Source organism: Leuconostoc sp. UCMA20149 (assembly GCF_030400235.1).
Lineage (GTDB): Bacteria > Bacillota > Bacilli > Lactobacillales > Lactobacillaceae > Leuconostoc > Leuconostoc pseudomesenteroides.
In genome coordinates, this window is record NZ_VJYC01000004.1 from 83,442 (window position 1) to 107,765 (window position 24,324).

The 24,324-nt window shown below is 39.7% G+C and carries 20 protein-coding genes and 2 tRNA genes; all 22 read left to right on the forward strand.

The window, feature by feature from the left end; translation table 11 throughout:
• The first annotated feature begins 69 nt into the window (after positions 1-69).
• The 22 genes from alr to FF105_RS04960 all read left to right on the forward strand — a co-directional run bounded on the left by alr (position 70) and on the right by FF105_RS04960 (position 24,323).
• Positions 70-1,182 carry an alanine racemase gene (gene alr / locus FF105_RS04855; RefSeq protein ID WP_010295960.1) on the forward strand — a complete coding sequence of 371 codons (1,113 nt, stop codon included), beginning with the start codon at positions 70-72 and terminating at the stop codon, positions 1,180-1,182.
• A 9-nt stretch (positions 1,183-1,191) separates the two neighbouring features.
• Positions 1,192-2,289 (forward strand): aspartate-semialdehyde dehydrogenase, encoded by a 1,098-nt coding sequence (locus FF105_RS04860; protein ID WP_010295958.1) that lies wholly within the window; start codon positions 1,192-1,194, stop codon positions 2,287-2,289.
• A 92-nt stretch (positions 2,290-2,381) separates the two neighbouring features.
• Positions 2,382-3,380 carry a YdcF family protein gene (locus tag FF105_RS04865; protein ID WP_031941380.1) on the forward strand — a complete coding sequence of 333 codons (999 nt, stop codon included), beginning with the start codon at positions 2,382-2,384 and terminating at the stop codon, positions 3,378-3,380.
• Positions 3,381-3,452: 72 nt separating this feature from the next.
• The gene (locus FF105_RS04870) at positions 3,453-5,228 is read left to right on the forward strand and encodes an ABC transporter ATP-binding protein (protein WP_010295953.1); all 1,776 of its coding nucleotides are present in this window, start codon (positions 3,453-3,455) and stop codon (positions 5,226-5,228) included.
• On the forward strand, positions 5,221-7,020 hold the full coding sequence (locus FF105_RS04875) for an ABC transporter ATP-binding protein (RefSeq protein ID WP_010295950.1): 1,800 nt from the start codon (positions 5,221-5,223) through the stop codon (positions 7,018-7,020). The genes FF105_RS04870 and FF105_RS04875 overlap by 8 nt, the downstream gene beginning before the upstream one ends.
• A gap of 172 nt (positions 7,021-7,192) precedes the next feature.
• On the forward strand, positions 7,193-7,930 hold the full coding sequence (locus FF105_RS04880; RefSeq protein ID WP_031941379.1) for an amino acid ABC transporter ATP-binding protein: 738 nt from the start codon (positions 7,193-7,195) through the stop codon (positions 7,928-7,930).
• 79 nt (positions 7,931-8,009) lie between these two features.
• Positions 8,010-8,876, forward strand: coding sequence for a transporter substrate-binding domain-containing protein (locus FF105_RS04885; protein WP_010295944.1), 867 nt, complete (start codon positions 8,010-8,012; stop codon positions 8,874-8,876).
• The gene (locus tag FF105_RS04890) at positions 8,876-9,517 is read left to right on the forward strand and encodes an amino acid ABC transporter permease (RefSeq protein WP_010295941.1); all 642 of its coding nucleotides are present in this window, start codon (positions 8,876-8,878) and stop codon (positions 9,515-9,517) included. Before FF105_RS04885 ends, FF105_RS04890 begins: the two co-directional genes overlap by 1 nt.
• Before the next feature lie 10 nt (positions 9,518-9,527).
• Complete coding sequence (locus FF105_RS04895; protein WP_010295938.1) at positions 9,528-10,187, forward strand: amino acid ABC transporter permease; 660 nt, start codon at positions 9,528-9,530, stop codon at positions 10,185-10,187.
• A 204-nt stretch (positions 10,188-10,391) separates the two neighbouring features.
• A complete protein-coding gene (locus FF105_RS04900; RefSeq protein WP_010295934.1) occupies positions 10,392-12,023 on the forward strand; it encodes a peptide ABC transporter substrate-binding protein in 1,632 nt (543 codons plus the stop codon).
• Between the two features lie 84 nt (positions 12,024-12,107).
• Positions 12,108-13,025, forward strand: coding sequence for an ABC transporter permease (locus FF105_RS04905; RefSeq protein ID WP_139967604.1), 918 nt, complete (start codon positions 12,108-12,110; stop codon positions 13,023-13,025).
• Between the two features lie 11 nt (positions 13,026-13,036).
• Positions 13,037-14,062, forward strand: coding sequence for an ABC transporter permease (locus FF105_RS04910; protein ID WP_010295931.1), 1,026 nt, complete (start codon positions 13,037-13,039; stop codon positions 14,060-14,062).
• A gap of 15 nt (positions 14,063-14,077) precedes the next feature.
• The gene (locus FF105_RS04915; protein WP_010295928.1) at positions 14,078-15,127 is read left to right on the forward strand and encodes an ABC transporter ATP-binding protein; all 1,050 of its coding nucleotides are present in this window, start codon (positions 14,078-14,080) and stop codon (positions 15,125-15,127) included.
• 2 nt (positions 15,128-15,129) lie between these two features.
• On the forward strand, positions 15,130-16,065 hold the full coding sequence (locus FF105_RS04920; RefSeq protein ID WP_010295924.1) for an ABC transporter ATP-binding protein: 936 nt from the start codon (positions 15,130-15,132) through the stop codon (positions 16,063-16,065).
• A gap of 101 nt (positions 16,066-16,166) precedes the next feature.
• On the forward strand, positions 16,167-18,059 hold the full coding sequence (locus FF105_RS04925) for a M13-type metalloendopeptidase (protein ID WP_010295921.1): 1,893 nt from the start codon (positions 16,167-16,169) through the stop codon (positions 18,057-18,059).
• A 169-nt stretch (positions 18,060-18,228) separates the two neighbouring features.
• A tRNA-Tyr gene (locus tag FF105_RS04930) sits at positions 18,229-18,311 on the forward strand.
• 39 nt (positions 18,312-18,350) lie between these two features.
• Positions 18,351-18,422 (forward strand) — tRNA-Gln (locus tag FF105_RS04935).
• Between the two features lie 79 nt (positions 18,423-18,501).
• On the forward strand, positions 18,502-19,950 hold the full coding sequence (locus FF105_RS04940) for a glycosyltransferase (RefSeq protein ID WP_168441509.1): 1,449 nt from the start codon (positions 18,502-18,504) through the stop codon (positions 19,948-19,950).
• A complete protein-coding gene (locus tag FF105_RS04945) occupies positions 19,947-20,792 on the forward strand; it encodes a glycosyl transferase (protein ID WP_010295918.1) in 846 nt (281 codons plus the stop codon). The genes FF105_RS04940 and FF105_RS04945 overlap by 4 nt, the downstream gene beginning before the upstream one ends.
• Before the next feature lie 93 nt (positions 20,793-20,885).
• Positions 20,886-22,103, forward strand: a complete 1,218-nt coding sequence (locus FF105_RS04950; RefSeq protein WP_010295915.1) for a phosphoglycerate kinase — start codon at positions 20,886-20,888, stop codon at positions 22,101-22,103.
• A 220-nt stretch (positions 22,104-22,323) separates the two neighbouring features.
• The gene (locus FF105_RS04955; protein WP_010295912.1) at positions 22,324-23,337 is read left to right on the forward strand and encodes an ABC transporter ATP-binding protein; all 1,014 of its coding nucleotides are present in this window, start codon (positions 22,324-22,326) and stop codon (positions 23,335-23,337) included.
• On the forward strand, positions 23,334-24,323 hold the full coding sequence (locus tag FF105_RS04960; RefSeq protein ID WP_010295910.1) for an ATP-binding cassette domain-containing protein: 990 nt from the start codon (positions 23,334-23,336) through the stop codon (positions 24,321-24,323). The genes FF105_RS04955 and FF105_RS04960 overlap by 4 nt, the downstream gene beginning before the upstream one ends.
• Position 24,324: the final 1 nt, after the last annotated feature.

Below are 24,324 nucleotides of genomic sequence, written 5' to 3' on the forward strand. Positions count from 1 at the left end.
CTGTGGATTTTTTCTATATAGAAAGGCAAATGTGCGACATTGATTTAATGGACGTGCTTAAAGGGACTGATGGTAGAAGCAATTACAAGACCAACTGAGATGACAATTTCTTTGGCGGCAGTTAAAAATAACATTGAAGTGGTGAAAGCCACTTCTGGTGCTGATAAAGTTTTTCTAGCTGTAAAATCAAACGGTTATGGTCACGGTTTGCATACAATGGCTGAAGCTGCAGTGGCCGGTGGTGTGTACGGCCTTGCTGTTGCTATCATTGATGAAGCGCTAGCACTACGACATCAACGGTTGACAGTTCCTATTTTGATTCTAGGCATTTCACCAGCAGAGTACGCCGAATTAATGGCTGTGCAACATATTATGGCGACAGTTGTCTCGATAGATTGGCTGAAAATAGCAGAACAACACTTGAGTGGTGAACAGCGTTTACCAGTAACTTTGGGGCTAGATACGGGAATGGGGCGCATTGGTTTTCGAGAACGTGCAGAAGTTGCTGAAGCAATTGCTTTTGTACAGGCACATGCAGATAAATTCGAATATGTCGGTTTATGCACCCATTTTGCTGAATCCGATTCATCTGACACACGCTATTTTGAGAAGCAGCTCAAACGTTGGCATGCTTTGACTGACGGTTTACCAAAGCCTGAGTATTATCATGTAGCGAATTCTGGTGCAGCGCTGTATCATCCAAATGAAGTACCACATGAAGTTATTCGAGTTGGCACTGTGATTTATGGTATTGAACCATCGCGTGGTGAGTTAGCTGATGGTCATGATTTGATGCCTGTATTATCGTTACGTAGTCAGATGAATTTTGTTAAAAAATTACCAGCTGGAGAAGGCATTAGTTACTCTCATATTTATACCACTTCCGAAGACGAGTGGATTGGGACAGTTCCAATTGGTTATGGGGATGGGTGGTTGCGTTCATTAACTGGTTTTAATGTGATTGTTGACGGACAATATGTACCAATTGTAGGACAAATTGCCATGGATCAACTGATGATTCGTTTGCCACATGAATATCCACTTGGCACAACAGTAACATTTATCGGCGTGGACGGTGATTTAGAAAACACGGTAGAAGATGTGGCGCAATATGCCAAATTAGCACCGTGGGAAATCACCACAGGTTTCCATGAACGGATACATCGTATTTTAGTAGATTAGGAGAAAATCATGACAAAATCATATAATGTCGCTATTTTAGGTGCCACGGGTGCTGTGGGGACGAGACTTATTGAACAACTGGAGCAGTCTACAATACCAGTGAATTCGTTGAAATTATTGGCTTCACCACGTTCAGCAGGTAAACAATTAGAATTTAAAGGTGAAAAAATTACTGTTGAAGCGACCGCGCCAGACAGCTTTGATGGTGTTGATTTGGTTTTGGCAAGTGGTGGTGGCTCAGTTTCAGCCCAATATGCGCCAGAAGCGGTTAAACGCGGGGCAGTGGTTGTTGACAACTCGAGTTATTGGCGCATGAATGATGATGTGCCTCTCATTGTTCCTGAAGTTAATGAAAGCGCATTATCATCGCATAATGGCATTATCGCAAATCCTAATTGCTCGACCATTCAAATGGTGGTCGCATTAGCACCTATTAAACAACAATTTGGCTTGAAGCGGGTCATAGTATCAACATATCAAGCGGCGTCAGGTGCTGGTCAGTCTGCTTGGAATGAATTGGTGGCCGAAACAACTGCTTATAATGCTGGTGAACCAGTACACGCTAACATTTTACCTGTCAAAGGGGCGCAACATCATTATCCATTGGCATATAATTTATTACCACAAATCGACGTTTTTGAAGATGATGGCTATACACATGAAGAATGGAAGATGATTCATGAAACTAAGAAAATCATGTTTGGTGACAAAAATTCAAAAGCTGTCAAAGTAACTGGTACAGCTGTGCGCGTTCCTGTACCTATTGGACATGGGGAAACGGTTTATTTTGAAACTAATGACGGCGCTGGAGCAACAACTGCTAGCATTCAAGCAGCTTTGCGTTCAGCTGCTGGCGTTGTGCTAGAGGATAATCCAGCAGAACAATTATATCCACAACCAGTTAATGCAGCTGGTAAACGCGAGACATTTGTTGGTCGTGTACGTCCTGATTTGGAAAATGATGATAGTTTCCACATGTGGGTTGTGTCAGACAATCTACTAAAAGGTGCGGCATGGAATACGGTTCAAATTGCAGAGCGTCTTGTAGCACTCAACTTAGTTAAGGTGCCGGAAGGTGCGTCCGAGAAGTTTCCAGTGACAAAATAAAAAAGTGCCAGTAAGCGCTTTTTTATTATCATTCATTTTTTAAAGATTAAGATCATGCAATATCGGTGTGGGTGGCGTGTTACAATTGAGGCATGATAATCAATGAAATCATTATAATCATCGTATTTTTCAGCTTAGCTATATTGCTGAATTACCAAATCAGGACGAATGTGGCTTCTTTACAAGTTGGCGCATACGTGCTTTTTATGCTCGCCGTTTTTGGGTATTTCATGTATACACTTTTTAGAACTGATAATAATGTCGTTTATCGTGTTGCACTGATAGTTGGCGTGATTGGGGACTTTTTGGGATTGAGTCTTTTATTAGTGTTACTGTTTTATAGTTATAAAAAGTGGCATGAGTCCGGGCATACAGTGACTAACATCATTTTGTCTGGCATGATTATTTTTTATGTTGTGCTTAATGTCTCTATTTATTTACCACAATGGCTGCCATCAGATATCTGGCAATTACGCGGTGTCATTTCATGGTTGGCTTTATTTGTGTTATGGCAATTTTTACGTTTTTTCATTACGAGTATGATTTACGGATTGGTTGTCAAGCGTCCCGAAGTAGGTCCATTGGTGGTATTGGGCGGTGGATTGGTTGATGGCTATTTTGTTGGTCGCATTGTTAGTCAACGTATTAAAGCAGCTGTTAAAGATGCTAAACAAATGACGCCCTATCCGATGATTGTTTTTTCAGGTGGTCAGGGGGAAGATGAGCTGATATCAGAGGCTCAAGCCATGCGAGATTATGCTGTGAAAGAGCTTCATGTCCCGATTGAAAAGACAAGGCTAGAAGATCAATCACGCAATACGTTTGAAAACATCAGAAATTCATCAGAAATGTTACACACGCCATTTACCTTTTATAGTAGTGATTATCACATTTTGCGGGGTGCAACATTAGCACAACAACAAAAGGTAACTGCTAGTGGGCGTGGTGGTAAGAGCCCTTTCCCATATCGAATTATTGCTTTTTTGCGCGAGTTTTCTGGTGTGATGAATATTAAAAAGAAAGCACAGATTGTTTGGGGTAGTCTTTTATTCTTTGTAGCAATGGCAGTAGTTATAATAGTTTTTAGATAAAAATATATACAACTGTTATAAAAGTATGATATGTTATTAGATAACTTTAATTTTGCTTAGTTTGGAGAGAAAATGAGTATTTTTAGTAAGTTAATGTGGTTTTTCAAGGCCAATAAGCGGCTCTACATCTTAGGGTTGTCTTTTTTGTTGCTGACGGAAATTTCACAAATGGTATCGCCGGCGCTTATTGGGCGGTTTACCGATATTTTAGTAGCGCGAGAAGTCACCAGTCAAAATTTATTGATTTATGGTGGTGGCATTCTACTATTTTCTATTTTGATGTATGGCTTTCGTTATGCATGGATCACACATATATTTCAAGGGTCAGCTTTGTTGGAGCGCACATTAAGGCAACAATTATTTGATCATTATATGCAAATGGATACGACATTCTACCAACGTCGTCGTACCGGTGATTTGATGGCACATGCAACTAACGATCTTTCGGCAATTCAAAGAGTTGCTTCTGGTGGTGTGTTAATGCTAGTTGATTCGATCGTTATTATTATATTCACAGTCATTTCAATGGCCTTTGTTGTCGATTGGCGCTTGACACTGATCGGTGTTTTGCCATTACCTTTGCTGGCTTGGGGTGTCCGCTATTTGTCACCAAAGATTAGACGTGCTTTTACTGCCTCGCAAGAAGCTTTTTCACGGCTTTCTAATAAATCACAAGAATCAATTGCTGGAATCAAAGCGATTAAAACTTTAGGGCAAGAACAACAAGACGTCGCATCTTTTACAAGTGAAGTCCAAAACACAATTGCAATCAATAAAAAGGTGGCTAGAATTGATTCAATGTTTGGGCCCATGGCAACGCTTGTGATGACAATTAGTTATGTGGTTATGGTAACGTATGGTGGTTCTTTGGTCACAAATCAGACAATCACGATTGGCCAACTGGTTTCTTTTTCTACTTATTTGGGTTTGTTAGTCTGGCCAATGTTTGGTTTGGGACAGTTATTCAATGTGTTGGAACGTGGCAACGCATCATACATGCGAGTTCAGGAAATTCTGGCAGAAAAATCGGCTATTATTGAAGATGAATCAGGTCGTGAAACTTTAGCTCATGGGGATGTTACCATAAACATTGATGAATTTAAGTACCCTGATGACGAGACAACAACTGCTTTATCTGATGTTCATTTGACAGTCAAAGCTGGCGAAACGCTAGGGCTAGTTGGCCGTGTCGGTGCCGGAAAAACCACACTAATCAAATTGCTGCTGCGTCAGTTTGACGATTATCAAGGAAATATCACTGTGGGTGGTTTTGATATCAAACAATATAAGTTAAAAGCTTATCTGAAAGCAATTGGCTATGTGGCACAAGAAAACTTTTTGTTTTCAACGACAGTATTGGATAATATTCGTTTTGCAGATTTGACTAAAACAAGGGAAGAAGTTGAGGCAGCTGCAAAAAAAGCTGCCTTTCACGACGATGTTTTAGGTTTTCCAGCGGGCTATGAAACAGAGGTAGGGGAACATGGTGTTAGCTTATCTGGTGGGCAAAAGCAACGCTTGGCTATTGCGCGCGCTTTAATTGTTGATCCAGAAATTTTGATACTAGATGACGCCTTATCAGCTGTTGATGCACGCACGGAGAAACAAATTTTGGGTGCGTTAAAAGCAGAACGACAAGATAAAACGACTATTATTGCTGCTCATCGTATTAGTTCGGTCATGAATGCTGATGAAATTATTGTTTTTGACGATGGTCAAATCAAGGAACGCGGTACGCATGCTGAATTGTTAGCGTTAAACGGTTGGTACGCGCATATGTATGCGCAACAGCAATTAGCGACACAATTAGATGAACAGTTGTCAGCAAAGGAGGAAAATAATGCCTGAAAAAAATGAATCAGTTTGGGCTAAAAGTATTCCCGTAAAAGAACAACTTCATGTTATTTGGACGTTAATCAAGATGGCTAAGCCATTTCGAGCGATGTTCATTTGGGCTTTGTCAATTGGGGCCGCTTTTGCATTATTGCAGGCCGCCGCACCACGTGTGATTTCTTATTATATGACAAACTATTTGCATCAAACGACGAGTGTCCCTTTACAGATAACAATTAGTTTTGCTGTATTGGTGGCTGTCATTCGAATTTTACAGGCAATCACGGATGCTTTGAATGCCTATTATTTTTCGGTGGCGGGTGAATATGCTTTAGAGGATATTCGAGTTCGTGTCTTTAAAAAATTGCACACGCTAGGGATGCGATTTTTTGATCAAGTACCTGCGGGATCATTAGTGACGCGTGTGAACAATGATACAGCGTCGCTTGCTGACTTTTGGCGATTTTTTATGGAATTAACATTTGCTGTCATGAGTATGATTGGTGCCTATATCGGTATGTGGACAGTTGATGTGAAGGCAACACTACTTATGTTAGTCGTTGTGCCATTCATTGTTGCTAGTATCATTGCTTATCAGCGATTTTCATCGAGCCTTTTTCGGCACATGCGAGAAAGGTTGTCGGCACTGAATGCAAAAATTGCTGAAAGTATTACTGGTATTGATGTGATTCAAGAGTTTTACCAAGAAGACCGCTTTAAAAAAGAGTTTTCAAGAATTAACGGTGAATACTTTAATGCTAGATTTAAAATGGTTAAGGCAGATGCATTATTACTCGAGCCTATGATTGACATGTTATTAGGTGGTGCAACAGTGCTAATCCTTTGGTATTTCGGTGAATTGTCAATGCATACAGTGGTAGCCGCTGGTGTAATTTATGCATTTACTACCTATTTAAATAACATTTTTGGACCATTAGAAAATATTATGAGTTTGTTCAGTCCATTTCAAGAAGGATTAGTGTCTGGCTACAGAATTTTGGGCATTTTAGCAGATGAAACATATTCCCCTGCTCAAAATACAAATGCGCAAGGTGATATTACCGATGGCAAGATAGAATTTAAGCACGTCAATTTTAGTTATGATGGTCAGCATCAAATTCTAAAGGACCTGACATTTACAGCTAATCCAGGGGAAACGATCGCCTTGGTGGGACATACAGGATCTGGGAAAAGCTCAACGATTAATACATTGATGCGTTTTTATGAGTTTCAAAGTGGCGAAATCTTGATTGACGGGCAGGATATTCGAGATGTTAGCATGAAAAACTTACGTCAAAAAATGGGATTAGTTTTGCAAGAACCGTTTATGTTTTTTGGTGATGTAGCTTCTAATATCCGAATGTATGATGACAGTATTTCTGACGCGCGTGTGAGGGAAGCTGCCGAATTTGTAGGTGCCAATACTTTCATTGAAAAATTAGATAATCAATATAGAGCCAAAGTTCAAGAAGGCGGTTCTGGTTTTTCTGCCGGGGAAAAACAATTAATTAGCTTTGCACGAACTATTGTGCAAGACCCAAAAATTTTAATTTTGGATGAAGCAACGGCAAATGTCGACACTGAGACTGAAACCTTGATTCAAAAGTCACTGAAAAAAATGCGCGAAAATAGGACAACTATTGCTATTGCCCATCGACTATCTACCATTAAAGATGCTAATTTAATCCTTGTTTTGGATGAAGGACGTGTCGTTGAACGTGGTACGCACGAGTCGTTGTTAGCACAGAGAGGACGGTATTATGACTTGTATCGTTTGCAAGGCGCCAATGATGCTATTGTTGAATAAAAGTTGAAATTAATATATTTGTTATAAAACCTGACATAACTTTGACTAAATTGACAAAATGTGCGTAAAATGGAACTAGAACAGACTGGACTAGAACTCTACGTTCGTCCAGTTTTTTTTGATATCGTGAGTGCTTAAGGCAATCACAACAAGTGAAAAGGAGAATTAGGTCATGTCAATGATTGAATTTAAGAATGTTGAGAAATATTACGGGAATTTTCATGCGCTTAAGAACATTAATTTGGAAATTGATGAGGGCGAAACAGTTGTTTTGATTGGACCATCTGGGTCAGGAAAATCAACTTTAATTCGTACCGTTAATGGATTGGAAGAAATTCAAGAAGGTCAGTTACTTGTCAACGGCTTTGATCTTCATGATCCTAAAACTGACATCAACCGTATTCGTAAGAATGTTGGCATGGTGTTCCAGCACTTTAATTTGTATGATAACAAGTCAACAATTGAAAACATCATGTTAGCACCACGTCTTGTTTTAAAAAGAGACGAAGCTGAAAACAAAAAAATGGCAATGGCATTGTTAGAAAAAGTTGGCTTGGCAGACAAGGCTGCTAATATGCCTTCCGAACTTTCTGGTGGTCAAAAGCAACGTGTTGCGATTGCTCGCTCACTGGCTATGCAACCAAAGGCGCTTTTATTTGATGAACCTACCTCAGCGTTGGACCCAGAAATGATTGGGGATGTTTTGGATGTTATGCGTGACATTGCTAAAGATTCGTCAATGACCATGCTAGTTGTGACGCACGAAATGAGTTTTGCTAAAGCAGTTGCTGACCGTGTTATCTTTATGGCTGACGGTCAAATCCTTGAAGATAGCTCAACAGAAGCATTCTTTAATAATCCAACTGAACCACGAGCGCAACAATTCTTGAGCCAGGTTGAGCATCACTAAAATTTAGATTGGGAGGAAAAGTGTTAAAAACTTTATTGATGCCAACAATAATCGGTAAAATTTTTAATGCGACATTATTATGGAAAAAGCTAAAAAAAGACAATTCGGCATTATTGCCACAATCGTCTTAGCTGCCGTTATTGTCCTCGGTCTAATGTGGGCAACAGCTACCGCTAAGAAAAATCAAGAACATCAAGACACTTTGGCGCGTGTTGAAAAACTAGGCCGGATTGTGTGGGGTGTTAAAGCAGATACAAAATTATTTGGTTTGATGGATACAAAAACTGGTGTTTCTAAAGGATTTGATGTTGATATCGCCAAAGCACTGACGGTACAGTTATCCAAGCAAACTGGTGTACCGATGTCTGCTGAATTTGTACCCGTTTCATCATCGTCAAAAATTCAACTTTTAAAAAATACCAATATTGATGGTACTGTTTCAACAATGACTATCACGCCAGAACGTGAAAAAATTATTGACTTTACAAAACAGTATTTTGATGCCGGACAATCAATTCTAGTTAAAAAGGATTCGGGCATCAAGTCAATTAAGGATATGAATGACTCAAAGTACACGATTATTGTGGTCGTAGGTACAACAGCTGCGGAAGAAACTAAAAAGTTCGCACCTAAAGCGAAATTGTTGGCCGTTCAAGACTATGCAACTGGCATGCAAGCATTAAAGGCCGGACAAGGTCAAGCAATGTCGACCGACAATGCAATCTTATATGGTTTTGCAACTGAAAACCCTGATTATCAAATTGTTGGTGGCACATTTACACACGGACCTTATGGTATTGCTTTTGATAATGATCAAGGACCAATGATTCGAGAGACCAATAAAGCCTTGGCTACATTGAAGAAAAATGGTGTATACAATAAATTGATTAAAAAATGGTTCAGTAATGTGCCTGGTCTCGATTGGCATGAATTGGAGGCGAAATAATGGATTTATTACAGAATAATTTTTCGACATTTTTGCAAGGATTCGGTTATACGTTATTATCAAGCGTTATTGCGCTAGTTGTCTCAATGATTCTGGGTACTTTCTTTGCCATTTTGCAAATTTTACCCCAAAAATGGGTACAAAAAGTTGGTAACATTTACGTTCAGGTTTTTCGTAATATTCCCTTGTTGATTATCACTTTCTTTTTCTTCTTAGTTGTTGCAAAAGTGATACCAATGAATGGGTTCACTGCTGGAACAATTGCCCTATCACTATACACATCAGCCTTTATTGCAGAAACCGTCCGCGCGGGTATTTTATCAGTGAACAGTGGACAAATGGAAGGTGCTCGTGCTAATGGTTTATCTTTCTGGCAGGCGATGCAACACATTGTCTTGCCACAGGCGTTTAAAATAGCCTTGCCATCGCTGGGTAATCAATTCATTAATTTAGTAAAAAACTCATCTATTTTGGCTTTTGTCGGTGGTCTTGATTTAATGTATCAAGGCAATATGGTTGCGGCTAACACTTTTGACACGTTTGGCACATATATTATTGTGGCGCTTTTCTATCTAGTGATTACATTGCCGTTGAGTTACTACATGCAGCATCTTGAACGTAAACTAAAGCACGCGGCTTAAGGAGGACATTATGGTTACATTAGGAATTTTTGACGCCTTTACACCACAGAACGTCCAATATTTGTTGGGTGGTTTAGGCATTACAGTGGGTGTCTCAGTTATTTCAGTTATTTTAAGCTTCATTGCAGGTTCGGTGATCGGTATTATTCAATTTGAGAGATTACCATATTTTTCAAAGTTCGTTGGGACAATTAATAATATTATCCGTAACTTACCCTTGCTATTGATTATTTTCTTTGTTTATTTTGCCTTACCAAAATTAGGCATTCACTTGCCGATATTCTGGGCAACAGTGGTTGCTATGAGCACGTTTGAGTCTTCAATGTTGGCTGAAATTGTTCGTGGCGGACTTGAGTCGATTGATAAAGGGCAATTTGAAGGCGCACGCGCAAATGGTCTTTCCAATTTGCAAACAATGTTTTATATTGTATTGCCACAAGCTTATAAGAAAATGATTCCGCCAATTATTTCACAGTTGATTTCATTGGTTAAAGATACCAGTTTGGCAATGGGAATTGTCTTGTCAGAAATGACTTATCGTGGTCAAATTATCTATGCACAGAATTCAACGTATATCATTCCTGTGTTGATTGTGATTACCCTAATTTATTTCTTACTAAATTACGGCTTGTCCTTAATCGCAAGATGGTTTGATAGTAAGTTAGCTTAAATTGATGAGAGAGAATTGACGCTAATTGAGGTAATCAGACCAAATAAGGATCGGTTTGTCAGTGTATTTCTACTATAAATGTTATATTGTACGTTAAATCGCAGTAAAATCTTAAAAGATAACAAAATGAATTGCAAATGAGAAATACACATGGTAAACTAATACCATTGTTAGCAAAAAAGTATATCGGGAGGATATATTAACATGGATACATGGAAAAAATGGGCAATCGGCGCCGCCGTTGTCGTTGTGGTAGGTGGCGGAACACGCGCCGCTGGCCTCTGGGGTGGTTCAAATGGATCATCAAATGCACTTAAGTTTTCTTTCCCAACAGAAATCCAAACATTGGATATCTCAAAGAATACGGATACTTATTCTGGAACAGTCATCGGTAACACGGGCGCTAACTTGTTGCGTGTGAATGCCAAGGGTAAGGCTGTTCCTGAATTGGCTAAGTCAGTTAAGGTTTCAAAAGATGGTTTGACTTATACAGCAACTTTACGAAGTGGCTTGAAGTGGTCTGATGGTTCATCTTTGACAGCAAAAGACTTCGTTTATTCATGGCAACGTATTGTTGATCCAAAGACAGCTTCACAATATGCTTACCTTGCTTCGGGTGTGAAGAATGCTGATGCCATTACTGCTGGTAAAGCTAAAGTTAGCACTTTGGGTGTTTCAGCAAAAGGTAATGTTATTACATTCCAACTTGAACGTCCAATGCCACAATTTAACTATTTGTTGACATTTGCTAATTTCATGCCACAAAAGCAAAGCTTTGTTGAAAAGCAAGGTAAGAAGTATGGTACTACTTCTGCAAAGCAACTATATTCAGGTCCTTATAAGTTTGAAGGATGGAATGGTACTAACAACAGCTTTAAGTTAGTAAAAAATGATAACTATTGGGATGCCAAGAGTGTTAAGACAAAAGAAATCGACTACTCTGTCGTTAAAAAGCCAGAAACGGCCGTTCAATTGTATAAGCAAGGCAAGCTAGACCGCGCTTCAATCTCAACACCTGAACTATATGCTGCCAACAAGAGCAATAAGGATAAGGTGAAGGTTCCTGAAGCAACCACAGCTTATATCGAATATAACCAAACCGGTAAGAACAAGTTCTTAGCTAACACAAAGATTCGTCAGGCTTTGAACCTTGCAACTAACCGTAAAGAATTGGTTGATCAAGTAACATCTGGTATTTCAACACCAGCTACTGGCTTGGCACCACAAGGTTTGGCTAAGACTGCATCAGGTGAAGATTTAGCTAAGTACGTAGCACCTGGCTACAAGTACGATGCTAAGGCAGCTGCTAAGTTGTTCGCTGAAGGTTTGAAAGAAGTTGGTGAAACAAAGATGACTTTGACAATCACTTCTGATGCTGACAGCCCAGTTGCAAAGACAACTTTGGACTACTTACAAGGATCACTACAAAAAGCTTTGCCAGGTTTGAAGGTTGAAGAAAAGTTTGTACCATTCAAGCAACGTTTGTCAGATTCACAGACACAAAACTTTGAGGCTGTCGTAACGCTTTGGGGTGGTGACTATCCAGAAGGCTCAACATTCTATGATTTGTTTAAGGATGGCGCTTCATACAATGATGGTCAATTCAAGAATGATGCTTATACTGCAGCTGTTAAAAAGGCAGAGACAACAGATGCTTTGAATGATTCAGCACGTGACTCAGACTATAAGACTGCTGAAGCCGCATTGTATAAGGATGCTAACTTCAACCCATTGTACTTCCGTGCAGGATATTCATTGGCTCGTCCAAGTGTTAAGGGCATTATCATTAACACGACTGGATTGAACATTGATTTCAAATACGCCTACCGTAAGTAAGTGATTTATGATAGAATTAAACTACATTTAATTAAAAATGAGAATTGACATATGTCAATTCTTATTTATTAGGAAGTCAAGACTATGGTGAAATACATTTTAAAGCGATTGGCGCTTTTGATTTTCACGTTATTCTTAGTGATTACTGCAACTTTTTTCCTGATGCAAATTATGCCAGGAACACCGTTCAATAACCCTAAGCTAACGCCACAAATGATTGCCCAATTGAACAAAGCATATGGATTGGATTTGCCGCTTTGGCAACAATATCTTCATTACTTGGTAAACGCCTTTCGTGGTGATTTTGGAACATCATTCCAATATCAAAACCAAAGTGTTAGTATGCTGATTGGTCAGCGTCTACCAATTTCTGCACAACTTGGCGCACAAGCCTTGGTTGTGGGCGTTATTGCTGGTTTGCTCATGGGTGCCGCATCAGCGCGTAATAAAAACAACAAAATTGATGGCCTATTGGGTGTTGTTTCGACACTTGGTATTTCAGTGCCTAGTTTCATATTAGGTATTATCTTCTTGTACTTGTTTGGTTTCAAGTGGCCATTATTCCCAGTATCAGGCTGGGGAGACTCGTTTTCACAATCAGTATTGCCAACATTGGCACTGGCTGTTTCACCAGCAGCTGTTGTGACACGATTTGTTCGATCTGAAATGATTGAATCATTGAGTTCTGATTATGTGCAGTTGGCTCGAGCTAAAGGTCTGAGTGAGAAAGAGGTTGTTAATAAACACGCCTACCGTAACTCTATGATTCCTGTTCTAACATTGATTGGACCAATGGCGGCTGGTTTGTTAACCGGTTCCACATTGATTGAAAATATTTTCTCAATTCCAGGTATCGGGCAACAATTCGTTTCCTCAATTCCCACTAAAGATTTTCCAGTCATCATGGGAACTACTATCGTATATGCATTGATGCTGATGGTTATGATCTTGATTACGGATATTTTGACGGCAATTGTTGATCCACGTGTTCGGTTGCAATAAGGAGGCTCATGATGGCTGCAAATACAGAAGACTTTGTCATCGTTGGCGCACAAAACTCCGAAGCCAACGAACATATTTCTAAGCCTGCCTTGTCATTTTGGCAAGATGCTTGGCGTCGATTAAAATTAAATAAACTAGCTGTGATTTCACTTTGGTTTTTGGTGTTTATTCTCGGCTTTGCATTAGTATCAAATTTTTTCGTAACACAAAACAAAGCTAACGCTTTTGATTCTGATAACGTTGGTAAATATAAAAACTTACCACCAAACTCAGGGTTACCAATTCCAGGGTGGAATGGTAAGTTGAAAGAGCCTGGTGCCACAGATACTACTGATCCCTATAAAAACAATAACGTTAAAGAAAATTTCATTTTGGGAACTGATAATCTTGGTCGTTCATTAGGAAAACGTGTTATTGTGGGACTTCGTATCTCATTGTTAGTCGCTATTTCAGCAACTTTTATTGATTTGTTAATTGGTGTTACTTACGGTGTATTCTCCGGTTGGAAAGGTGGCTGGGTTGACGTTGTCATGCAGCGTATCATTGAAATTCTTTCCTCTGTACCTAATTTGATTGTTGTGACTATGTTTGGTTTGTTACTGGGAAACGGTGTCACATCAATCATTATTGCGATTGCCATTACGGGTTGGTTAAGTATGGCACGACAAGTACGTAACATGACACTTTCATTGAAAGAGCGTGACTACGTCTTGGCTGCCAAATCTCTTGGTGAAAGTTCAACTAAGATTGCGATTAAGCATTTGATTCCTAATATGGCTGGTACAATCATTGTTCAAATCATGATGACAGTGCCAAGCGCAATCATGTTTGAAGCGGTCTTGTCTGCCATTAACTTGGGTGTTAAGCCACCAACGGCTTCACTTGGTTCATTGATTTCTGATGCTCAAAGTATGTTGCAATTCTACCCTTACCAGGTTTTGATTCCTTCTGGTGTGTTGGTGTTGATTTCGTTGGCGTTTATCTTGCTGGGTGATGGGTTACGAGATGCCTTTGACCCACGTGCTAGTGAAGATTAAGAGGTGCAAGTACTTATGAGTAATCCTATATTAAGAGTTGAAAATTTGCACGTCAATTTCAATACCTATGCTGGTACGGTGCAAGCCATTAGAGACGTGTCATTTGATTTAAATCAAGGCGAAACGTTGGCAATTGTTGGTGAGTCTGGCTCAGGAAAGTCAGTCACAACAAAGACATTGATGGGTCTGAATGCTAAAAATGCTGTGATACCTGAGAATAGTCGTCTTTTGTTCAAAGACAAAAATTTGTTGGAATTGTCCGAAGAAGAATGGCAACATGTTCGTGGTAATGAAATTGCGATGATCTTCCAAGATCCAATGACTAGTTTAGACCCAACAATGAAGATTGGGCAGCAAATTGCTGAACCATTAATTAAACATCAAGAGTTGAGCGAAAAAGATGCTTTGGCTCGCGCTTTGGAGTTGATGAAGGGCGTTGGTATTCCTAACGCTGAAGAGCATATTAACGATTACCCTCATCAATGGTCTGGTGGTATGAGGCAGCGTGCTGTTATTGCAATTGCGCTGGCTGCGGATCCTGAAATTTTGATAGCTGATGAGCCAACTACTGCTTTGGATGTTACGATTCAGGCACAAATTTTGAATTTGATGAAGCAGTTACAAAAGCAGTCAAACTCTTCAATTATCTTTATCACACATGATTTGGGTGTTGTTGCTGGTATGGCTGATCGAGTAGCTGTCATGTACGCTGGTAAAATCGTTGAGTATGGTACAGTTGATGAAATTTTCTTTAATCCACAGCATCCCTATACATGGGGACTGTTAAATTCAATGCCAACCACGGATACGGCTGAAGGGTCATTGCAGGCTATTCCGGGGACACCACCAGATTTGTTGGAGCCACCGCTAGGTGATGCTTTTGCCCCGCGAAATTCGTATGCACTTGCCATTGATAGTAAAGAAGAGCCACCTTTCTTTAAAATTAGTGATACACATTATGCAGCCACTTGGCTACTTGATGAGCGAGCACCTAAAGTGACCCCACCCGAACAGATTTTGAAACGTTGGGCACGATGGGAAGAAATACAAGGACAGGAGGCTTAATCATGACTGAAGAAACACCAAAAAAATTGGTTGAGCTGAATGATTTGCAATTGTACTTCAACAAGGGAAAGGCCAATGAAGTACGGGCTATTGACCATGTCAGTTTTGACATCTATGAAGGTGAAGTGTTTGGCTTAGTAGGTGAGTCTGGTTCTGGTAAAACGACGATTGGTCGTACTATCTTAAAGTTATATGAACCAAATGATGGTACGATTACCTTTGATGGTGAAGACGTCACTAAACTTAAGGGCAAACAGTTATCTAATTTCCGCAAAGACGCACAAATGATCTTTCAGGATCCACAGGCTAGCTTGAACGGTCGAATGAAGGTGCGTGATATTATTGCTGAAGGCATCGATATCAACCATCTGGCCAAGTCAAAGAGTGAACGAAATGCTAAAGTTCAGGATTTGTTGGATTTGGTTGGTCTAAACAAAGATCACGCCACGAGATATCCACATGAATTTTCTGGTGGTCAGAGACAACGAATTGGGATTGCACGTGCGTTGGCAGTTGATCCAAAGTTTATCATTGCAGATGAACCTATTTCCGCTTTGGATGTGTCAATTCAAGCACAAGTTGTTAACTTAATGAAAGAATTGCAGAAAAGGCATTCATTAACATATCTGTTTATTGCCCATGATTTGTCGATGGTGAAATATATTTCAGACCGTATTGGTGTGATGCATTGGGGTAAGTTATTAGAAATTGGTACTTCAGATGCCGTTTATAATCATCCATTACATCCTTATACAAAGAGTCTATTATCTGCTATTCCAGTACCAGATCCTGAAGCTGAAAGTTTGAGGCAGCACATTGATTATGATACAACCATTGAAACTGATGGTAAAGAGCGTAGCATGATTGAAGTTAATCCAGGACATTTTGTATTGGCTACGCCTGAAGAAGCAGAACTATATAAGCAACAACAAAAATGAACACCTGTTAGCCGACCATTATTGGTTGGCTTTTTTTGTAAACAAAAACGAAAAGTGTATAATATTTATTAGTTAATTAAGATAAAGAAATGAGAATTGACATGACAAAATTACAAGATGATTTTTATGATGCAATTAACGGTGAGTGGGCAAAAACAGCTGAAATACCAGCTGATAAGCCCTCAACTGGGGGTTTTAATGATTTAGCAGTAGGGATTGAAAAGTGGTTGTTGTCAACGACTAACGAATGGCAAAACGGTGAGAACGTACCAGATGATGATATATTGCAGCAGTTTATTGCTTATCATCGTTTGACGTCCGATACACAAACACGGGATAAAATTGGTGTCGCGCCAGTATTGCCTTTGCTGGAACAATATAAAGGTTATCAATCGTTTGCTGATTTTGCATCCCATATTGCTGAACTTGAGCAAAGGGGATTGCCAAACGCATTGCCTTTTTGGATTGACCCAGATTTCAAGAATGCCAAACTAAATGTTTTGTGGGCTGGTAGTCTGCCATTACTGCTGCCAGACACGACATATTACACTCCCGACAATGAGCAAGCTAAAGTATTACTCGCGAAATTTCGTGAACAGCAAATGACATTATTGCCTCAGTTTGGTTTTTCAAGTGATGAAGCGGAAACAATGATTGACAATTACATTGCTTTGGACGCCCGAATTGCAAGTGTTTCATTGAGCCGAGAGGAACAAAACGAATATGCCAAATTGTATCACCCTTATCAATGGGATAATTTTGTTCAACAAGCGTCGGATTTGCCACTAAATGATATTATCAAAGCTTTGATTGGACAGATGCCGGATAAAATCATTGTACCTGCAGAGCGTTTTTGGGCTTCTGCAGATCAATTTTATTCTGAGGATGCATGGCCATTATTGAAAGACTATCTGCTTATAAATGTTGCTAATGAATATACTGATTTGTTGAGTGATGATTTGCGTGTCTTGGGTGGCGCTTATGCGAGAGCTTTGCAAGGCTTGCCTGAAGCTAAAAGCACCGAGAAAGCAGCTTTTTACTTGGCAGCAGGACCATTTAGCCAAGCGATTGGTATGTATTATGCACATGAGAAATTTTCTCCAGAGGCAAAGGCAGACGTTGAAGCAAAGGTAGCGACGATGATTGATGTCTATAAAAATCGTTTGCAGAACGTTACTTGGTTGACGCAGGCGACACGGGATAAAGCAATTATCAAACTTAACGCGATTGTGCCTCACATTGGTTATCCTGATAAACTGCCAGATCGTTTGTCACAAAAGACAGTTGATGAAGGGGCGACATTGTTTGAATCTGCAGCTAAATTTAGGCAAATTGAGATTACCCATACTTGGCAACAATGGCATCAACCAGTTGATGAAAATGAATGGCAAATGCCAGCACACTTGGTCAATGCTTACTATGATCCGCAACAAAATCAAATTTTCTTTCCGGCAGCTATTTTACAAGCACCTTTTTATAGCTTACATCAATCTTCATCAGCCAATTATGGTGGGATTGGTGCAGTGATTGCTCATGAAATTTCTCACGCTTTTGATACCAATGGCGCGTCATTTGATGAATTTGGTAGTTTGAATAATTGGTGGACTGATGCGGATTATGCTGCCTTCAAAGAACGTACACAGCAAGTTGTTGATCAATTTGATGGCTTAGATTCGTATGGCGCTAAAGTGAATGGTAAGTTGACAGTGTCAGAAAACGTGGCTGATTTGGGTGGATTAGCTGCTGCTTTGGCCGCTGCCAAACGAGATGAGGATTTTTCATCGGAGGCATTCTTTACCAATTGGGCTGCTATTTGGCGTATGAAAGCACGTCCTGAGTACATGCAATTGTTAGCGGCAGTGGATCCACACGGTCCTGCTAAGGCGCGTGTTAACGTACAAGTAAAAAATTTTGACGACTTTTTCACGACATTTGATGTTAAAGAAACTGATGGCATGTGGTTGGCGCCAGATAAACGCGTTCAAATCTGGTGATGACTGGTCTAAATGACACATTAGTCATCTGATTTGTTCTCAAACAATTATATGTTTTGGTTAGTTAATGGGTGCAATATAGCGAATCGTCGTTTATTTTGTCTTTTATGTCAAAATTGCTTGCTATCACTCTCATTTTCTGGTATTATAATATAGTTGTTTGAGATATGGGAGTGTAGCGAAGTCTGGCTAAACGCGACGGACTGTAACTCCGTTCCTTCGGGTTCGTAGGTTCGAATCCTACCGCTCCCATTGCCGATTTAATAGTTAACGGCAAAATAAATTAACTATTGCCCCTTCGCCAAGCGGTAAGGCATCGGTTTTTGGTACCGACATGCGCTGGTTCGAATCCAGCAGGGGCAATTGCTAGAGGAACTTGGGAAAGTTCCTTTTTTTGTATATAATTATCATGATAAGAATAGCCTAGTAAGAGGTATCAATGATGAATTTTTTTGTGAACAAACGGATTGGGCATAGTAATAGCGGTGTGGAACATGCGCAATTTTATCGCGCCCAATGTTTTCGTGAAAAAAACATGGTGTTCAAGTTGATTTACACTGATTACCTACCACAATTGCATGAACACATGAAAGAGTGGCGCTTAAAGGAAAATGAAGTTATTGGTTTGTATGACTATTTATTGAGCGATAATCCTTCAGAATATTTGCAAAACGGATTAGCGCACACAAATGTGTACCGACAGCAAACTTTAGTAGATTTTGTGGACACGCAAAGAGTAGTGCATCAACAAACGACGGGTCAATATCAGGCGACGATACTGAAAAGTAAACGGTTTGATAGCAAAAAAAATGTTTATTTAGTTGGGGATGACCGCGTCATTTTAGAAAATGGACAACATCGTGTGGCTTGGCATTATCGTCATTCTGAATCGCTTGGTAAAATCATGACTAACATTCATGTTTCGGGATTTCATGACCGTGATTATTTGTTTGCGACGTTTGAAGAGTTACTCATGTTTTTTTTACTAGAATTGCAACGTGAATTTACTCATAATTGTTACTTCATTGATCGTGGTACTGACAATGAGGAAGTGCTTATTACCTTGAAAAATCGAGGTTATCAGTTGAAAATTGTTGACATTGTGCATGCAGCTCACTTGGTTTCTTATCAAAATAATCGACCGGTATGGAATAACTATTATCAATATATGTTTGATCACTTAGATGATGTTGACAGAGTGATTGTGGCGACAACCTTACAACAAAAAGATATATTGTCACAATTGCGTGATAGCGGTTTACCAGTCGATCCTCATAAAATAATAGCGATTCCAGTCGGTGGTGTTAATCAAATTGCGGCGCCAAAAAAATGGGCTGGTAATGTTGCAAAATTCGTCACGGTTTCACGACTGCATCCAGAAAAAAAGATAGCGCACATTGTTGAGTCGATTGCGCAACTTAATCAAAAGGGCTTTGCTGCCACTTTGTCAATATATGGTACGGGAAATGAAGAAGATAAATTAAAACAGCTCATTAACGACTACCATTTGAATGACAAAATCACTTTAAAGGGATTTTGTCAGTCGATTACACGCGAGCTGCTGAATTATGATGCTTATGTTTCCGCGTCTTATTCAGAAGGTTTCGGTCTGACATATATTGAAGCATTGGGAGCAGCACTACCAGTTGCCTCCTATGCTAATTTGTACGGTGCACAATCATTGATTAAAGATGGTAAAAATGGTCATTTAGCAGAATTTGATCGTCATAACAAAAATGAAGCTACCAATATTGCTCATTTGTCAGCAGCGATGCAACTTATTTTCACAGATTATGATACGTTATCGGAGGGCGCTACATTGACTGCTGAAAACTTTCAAATTAAAAAAATAGCGGATCAGTGGGCGCGTGTTGTTGAGGGGCTATCATGAAAATTGAAATCATCAATTCTTTATCGATCACGCAATTGGATGGTATTGCTTGGCAAATCGAACAAGTTAAGCTCGGGCGTAGTGATGAATTATGGGTTGCCACACCCCATGAAGATGCTGTTTACCTCATCAAAAAGATGGGATTGTCACCTGATAAGGTGTTTGACATGTATGGACAACAATATTTTTCAACAATTGATGACACAAAAGGTATTTGGTGGTCAGACTTGATTGTGCCAAATGAAAGTCAAATTGTCGTCAATCAAGATGGTACTAAAAGTATCATGAGTTTTGGGCGTGAGCTGGCAAAGGTGAGATGGTTTAGTCAATCTAAACGACTAGTACAAGCTGTGACATGGTATGATGACGACGGCAAAATTGACTATAAAGATATTTATCGACGTGACGGGCGACTATTTGCTAAACAGTATTTTAGTGATGGTGAATTGTTGCAATCTGACTTTTATCTTGGTAATAATAAGGTGGTTGTTCAAGATTTTTATGCTGATGGGCACTGCAACTTAGTGGTGGCTTTTGGACAAAAGTTCCGGCGACAGAGTGATTATATTGCAGATGTTGGTAACCAACATGTCGATAATCAGTATAATGTGACACAGCTTGGACGTTCAATTGACTTTGCACCACAAAAAACCAAACTGACATTATTTAATGATGTGACAGATAAGAATGGGCATGTTTTGAAAGAAGTGTCTGCTATTTTAAAGAATAAACATCATCCGATTGGATCAGTCTGGGTTAAGCCACAAGACGCAATAACATTGAAAATGTCTGGGTTACCGGGGCAAAAGGTTCATGTCATTAGGACTGAACGCCATAAGTAGTTATTATCGTGCATTTTTTCACACACCAAGCAAGACAATTAAAGCGTTTTGTTTTATAATAGAGTTTGTAACAATAAAAAATTGGAGGCTATCATGGCTAAATTGACTGTTTCAGATTTGGAACTTTCAGGTAAGAAAGTATTGATGCGCGTTGATTTCAACGTGCCTATCAAAGCAGGCGTTATCGGAAACGATAACCGTATTGTGGCAGCATTGCCAACAATCAAGTACGTGTTGGAAAACAACGGTCGTGCAATTTTGTTTTCACACTTGGGACGTATTAAGTCTGAAGATGATAAAAAAGAATTGTCATTGGCACCAGTTGCTGCGCGATTGGGCGAATTATTAGGCAAGGACGTTAAGTTCGTACCATTTACACGTGGTGCAGAATTAGAATCAGCAATTAATGCTTTGCAAGATGGCGAAGTTTTGATGGTTGAAAACACACGTTTTGAGGATGTTGTTGACGGCGTTGAAGTCAAAAACGAATCAAAGAACAACCCAGAGTTGGGCAAGTATTGGGCATCATTGGGTGATGATTTGTTCATCAACGACGCCTTTGGAACAGCACATCGTGCCCACGCTTCAAACGTCGGTATCGCTTCAAATGTTTCACAAGCAGCCGCTGGTTTCTTGATGGAAAAGGAAATTAAGTTCTTGGGTGACGCTGTGGCTAACCCAGTTCGTCCATTTGTTGCTATTATTGGTGGTGCAAAAGTTTCTGATAAGATTGAGATTGTGAAGTCACTATTGTCTAAAGCCGACAAGGTTATTGTTGGTGGTGGTATGGCTTATACTTTTGACGCTGCTAAGGGTGAAAAAATCGGTAACTCATTATTTGAAGCCGACAAGGTTGAATTGGCTAAGGAATTAATGGCTGAAGCTGGTGACAAGTTGGTTTTGCCGGTTGATTCAATTGCTGCTGACGCATTTTCAAATGATGCCAAGACAGAAGTTGTTGATGCCACAGCTGGTATTCCTGATGGCTACATGGGACTGGATATTGGTCCTAAGTCAGTTAAGCTGTTGCAAGATACTTTGTCAGACGCTAAGACAGTTGTTTGGAACGGCCCAATGGGTGTGTTCGAAATGCCTAACTTCGCCAAGGGTACATTGGCAATTGGTGAAGAATTGGTTAAGGTGACTGAAAATGGTGGTACAACAATTGTTGGTGGTGGTGACTCAACTGCCGCAGTACAACAATTGGGTGTTGCTGACAAATTGACACATATTTCAACAGGTGGTGGTGCATCACTTGAATACCTTGAAGGTAAGGAATTACCAGGTATTGCTTCAATTTCTGAAAAATAAATTTATCAGTTAAACCTGATTAAAGGCACAGCGCTCTACTAGGAGCCTGTGTTTTTTTTGTCACATTTTTAGTAATTTCTTTACCATTTATGAAATAGCTATTTTTCTATATTATAATGTCGTTTATATGAGAAATATGTTAATTTGATTTCTAAACCATGTACAAAGATTAGATATACATGATATAATATTACCCAGGTTAAAATTAAGGAAGAGTAACATGGCAGAAAAATTGTTAGATGCTCAAGATGTTTCGGTAGAATTTAAGATTGCCGGTGAATATCAAAAAGCATTGCATAAAGTTAATTTATCAATCAATCATGGTGAAGTTCTTGCCCTTGTGGGTGAATCCGGTTCAGGCAAATCAACGTTTGCAATGAGTGTCATGGGACTTCATAACCCTGACCAGACAAAAGTCACTGGGTCCATTAAACTTAATGGCAATGAATTAATCGGTTTAACCGAACGACAATTCGATCAGTATCGTGGTGTTTCGGTCGGCATGATTTTTCAAGATCCACTATCAAGTTTAAATCCTCTTATGAAAATCGGCGATCAAATTGCGGAAGCCATGACTGTTCATGATAAACACACGCAACAAGTGTCAAATCGCGTGTTAGGATTACTTGATGACGTTGGTATTGTCGACGCTAAACGTGTCGCACAGCAATATCCGCATGCGCTTTCTGGTGGTATGCGTCAGCGTGTGATGATTGCAATTGCATTGGCTAACGAGCCAGATTTGATCATTGCTGATGAACCGACAACCGCTTTGGACGTTACGATTCAAGCACAAATTTTGGATTTGATTAAGGAAATCCAACAAAAAAAGAATGCCGGTATTTTACTCATTACCCATGATTTAGGTGTTGTGGCTGAAATGGCTGATACTGTTGCGGTTATGTATGCGGGTCAGATTGTTGAAAAAGCTGGTGTTGAGGAATTATTTAATCATCCGAAACATCCGTACACACGTTCGTTATTGCGAGCTGATCCTTCAGATGTTAAACCAGGTGAAACGCTATATGCTATTCCAGGTACAGTGCCAGCTCTAAAAGATATGGATCACAATAAAGATTTGTTTTTGCAGCGTGTGCCTTGGTTAGATGAATCAGTAGTAAATGCCAACGTAAAAGATGAGCTACAACAAGTTGGGGATCATCACTATGTTCGTGGTACAGCGTGGCAAAATTTTGAATTTAATGACGTTACTGAGGGAGAAAATCAGGTATGAGCGACTTAATTAGAATTGAAAATTTGAAAGTCTATTATCCGGTACGTTCTGGTTTCTTTAATCGTGTAACGGATAACATTAAGGCTGTTGATGATGTGTCATTTTCCATTAAAGCAGGACAAACATACGGGTTAGTAGGTGAGTCAGGCTCAGGCAAAACGACGATTGGCAAATCATTGGTGGGATTAGAAGATCCCACTAGCGGGACAATTTTGTTTGATGGCGAGGAAGCTACAACAATCAAGCAGAAAAAGAAATTAAATTATAACAAAGATGTCCAAATGGTGTTTCAAGATAGTCAATCTAGTCTAAACCCACGTCGTTCCATCGGAGAAATCATCGCTGAACCTTTGAAGAGCTTTGGTGTACCTAACGCAATTGGTGCGGGAGCCGGAGATAAACGTTCATTTGATCAAGATGATATTGATAAACGTGTATTAGAATTATTAGAAATTGTGGGTTTGCCAGCACGAACTGTGACGCAATATCCGTTCCAGTTTTCGGGTGGTCAGCGGCAACGTATTGGTGTGGCCCGCGCCTTAGCAACCAATCCACGATTAATTGTGGCAGATGAGCCAGTTTCAGCGTTAGATTTATCAGTTCAAGCGCAAGTTTTGAATTTCATGAAAAAAATACAACGTGACTTCGGCATTAGTTTCTTATTTATTTCCCATGATTTAGGTGTTGTGAAGTACATGACGGATAACATTGCGATTATGCATAATGGGCGTTTTGTCGAGTTAGGTACGACGGCAGATATTTTCGATGATCCGCGTCATATTTATACTAAGCGATTACTATCCGCAATTCCAAGTCTAGATGTTAGCAAACGTGATGCTAACCGCGCTTATCGCAAGCGGGTTGAAGCTGAATTTGCTGAAAATCAAGCTGCATATTATGAGCAGGATGGCTTACGGGCACGTGCGTACGATTTAAAGCAAATTACGCCAACCCATTCTGCGGCACTTAAGAAAGGAGAGGCTTAAT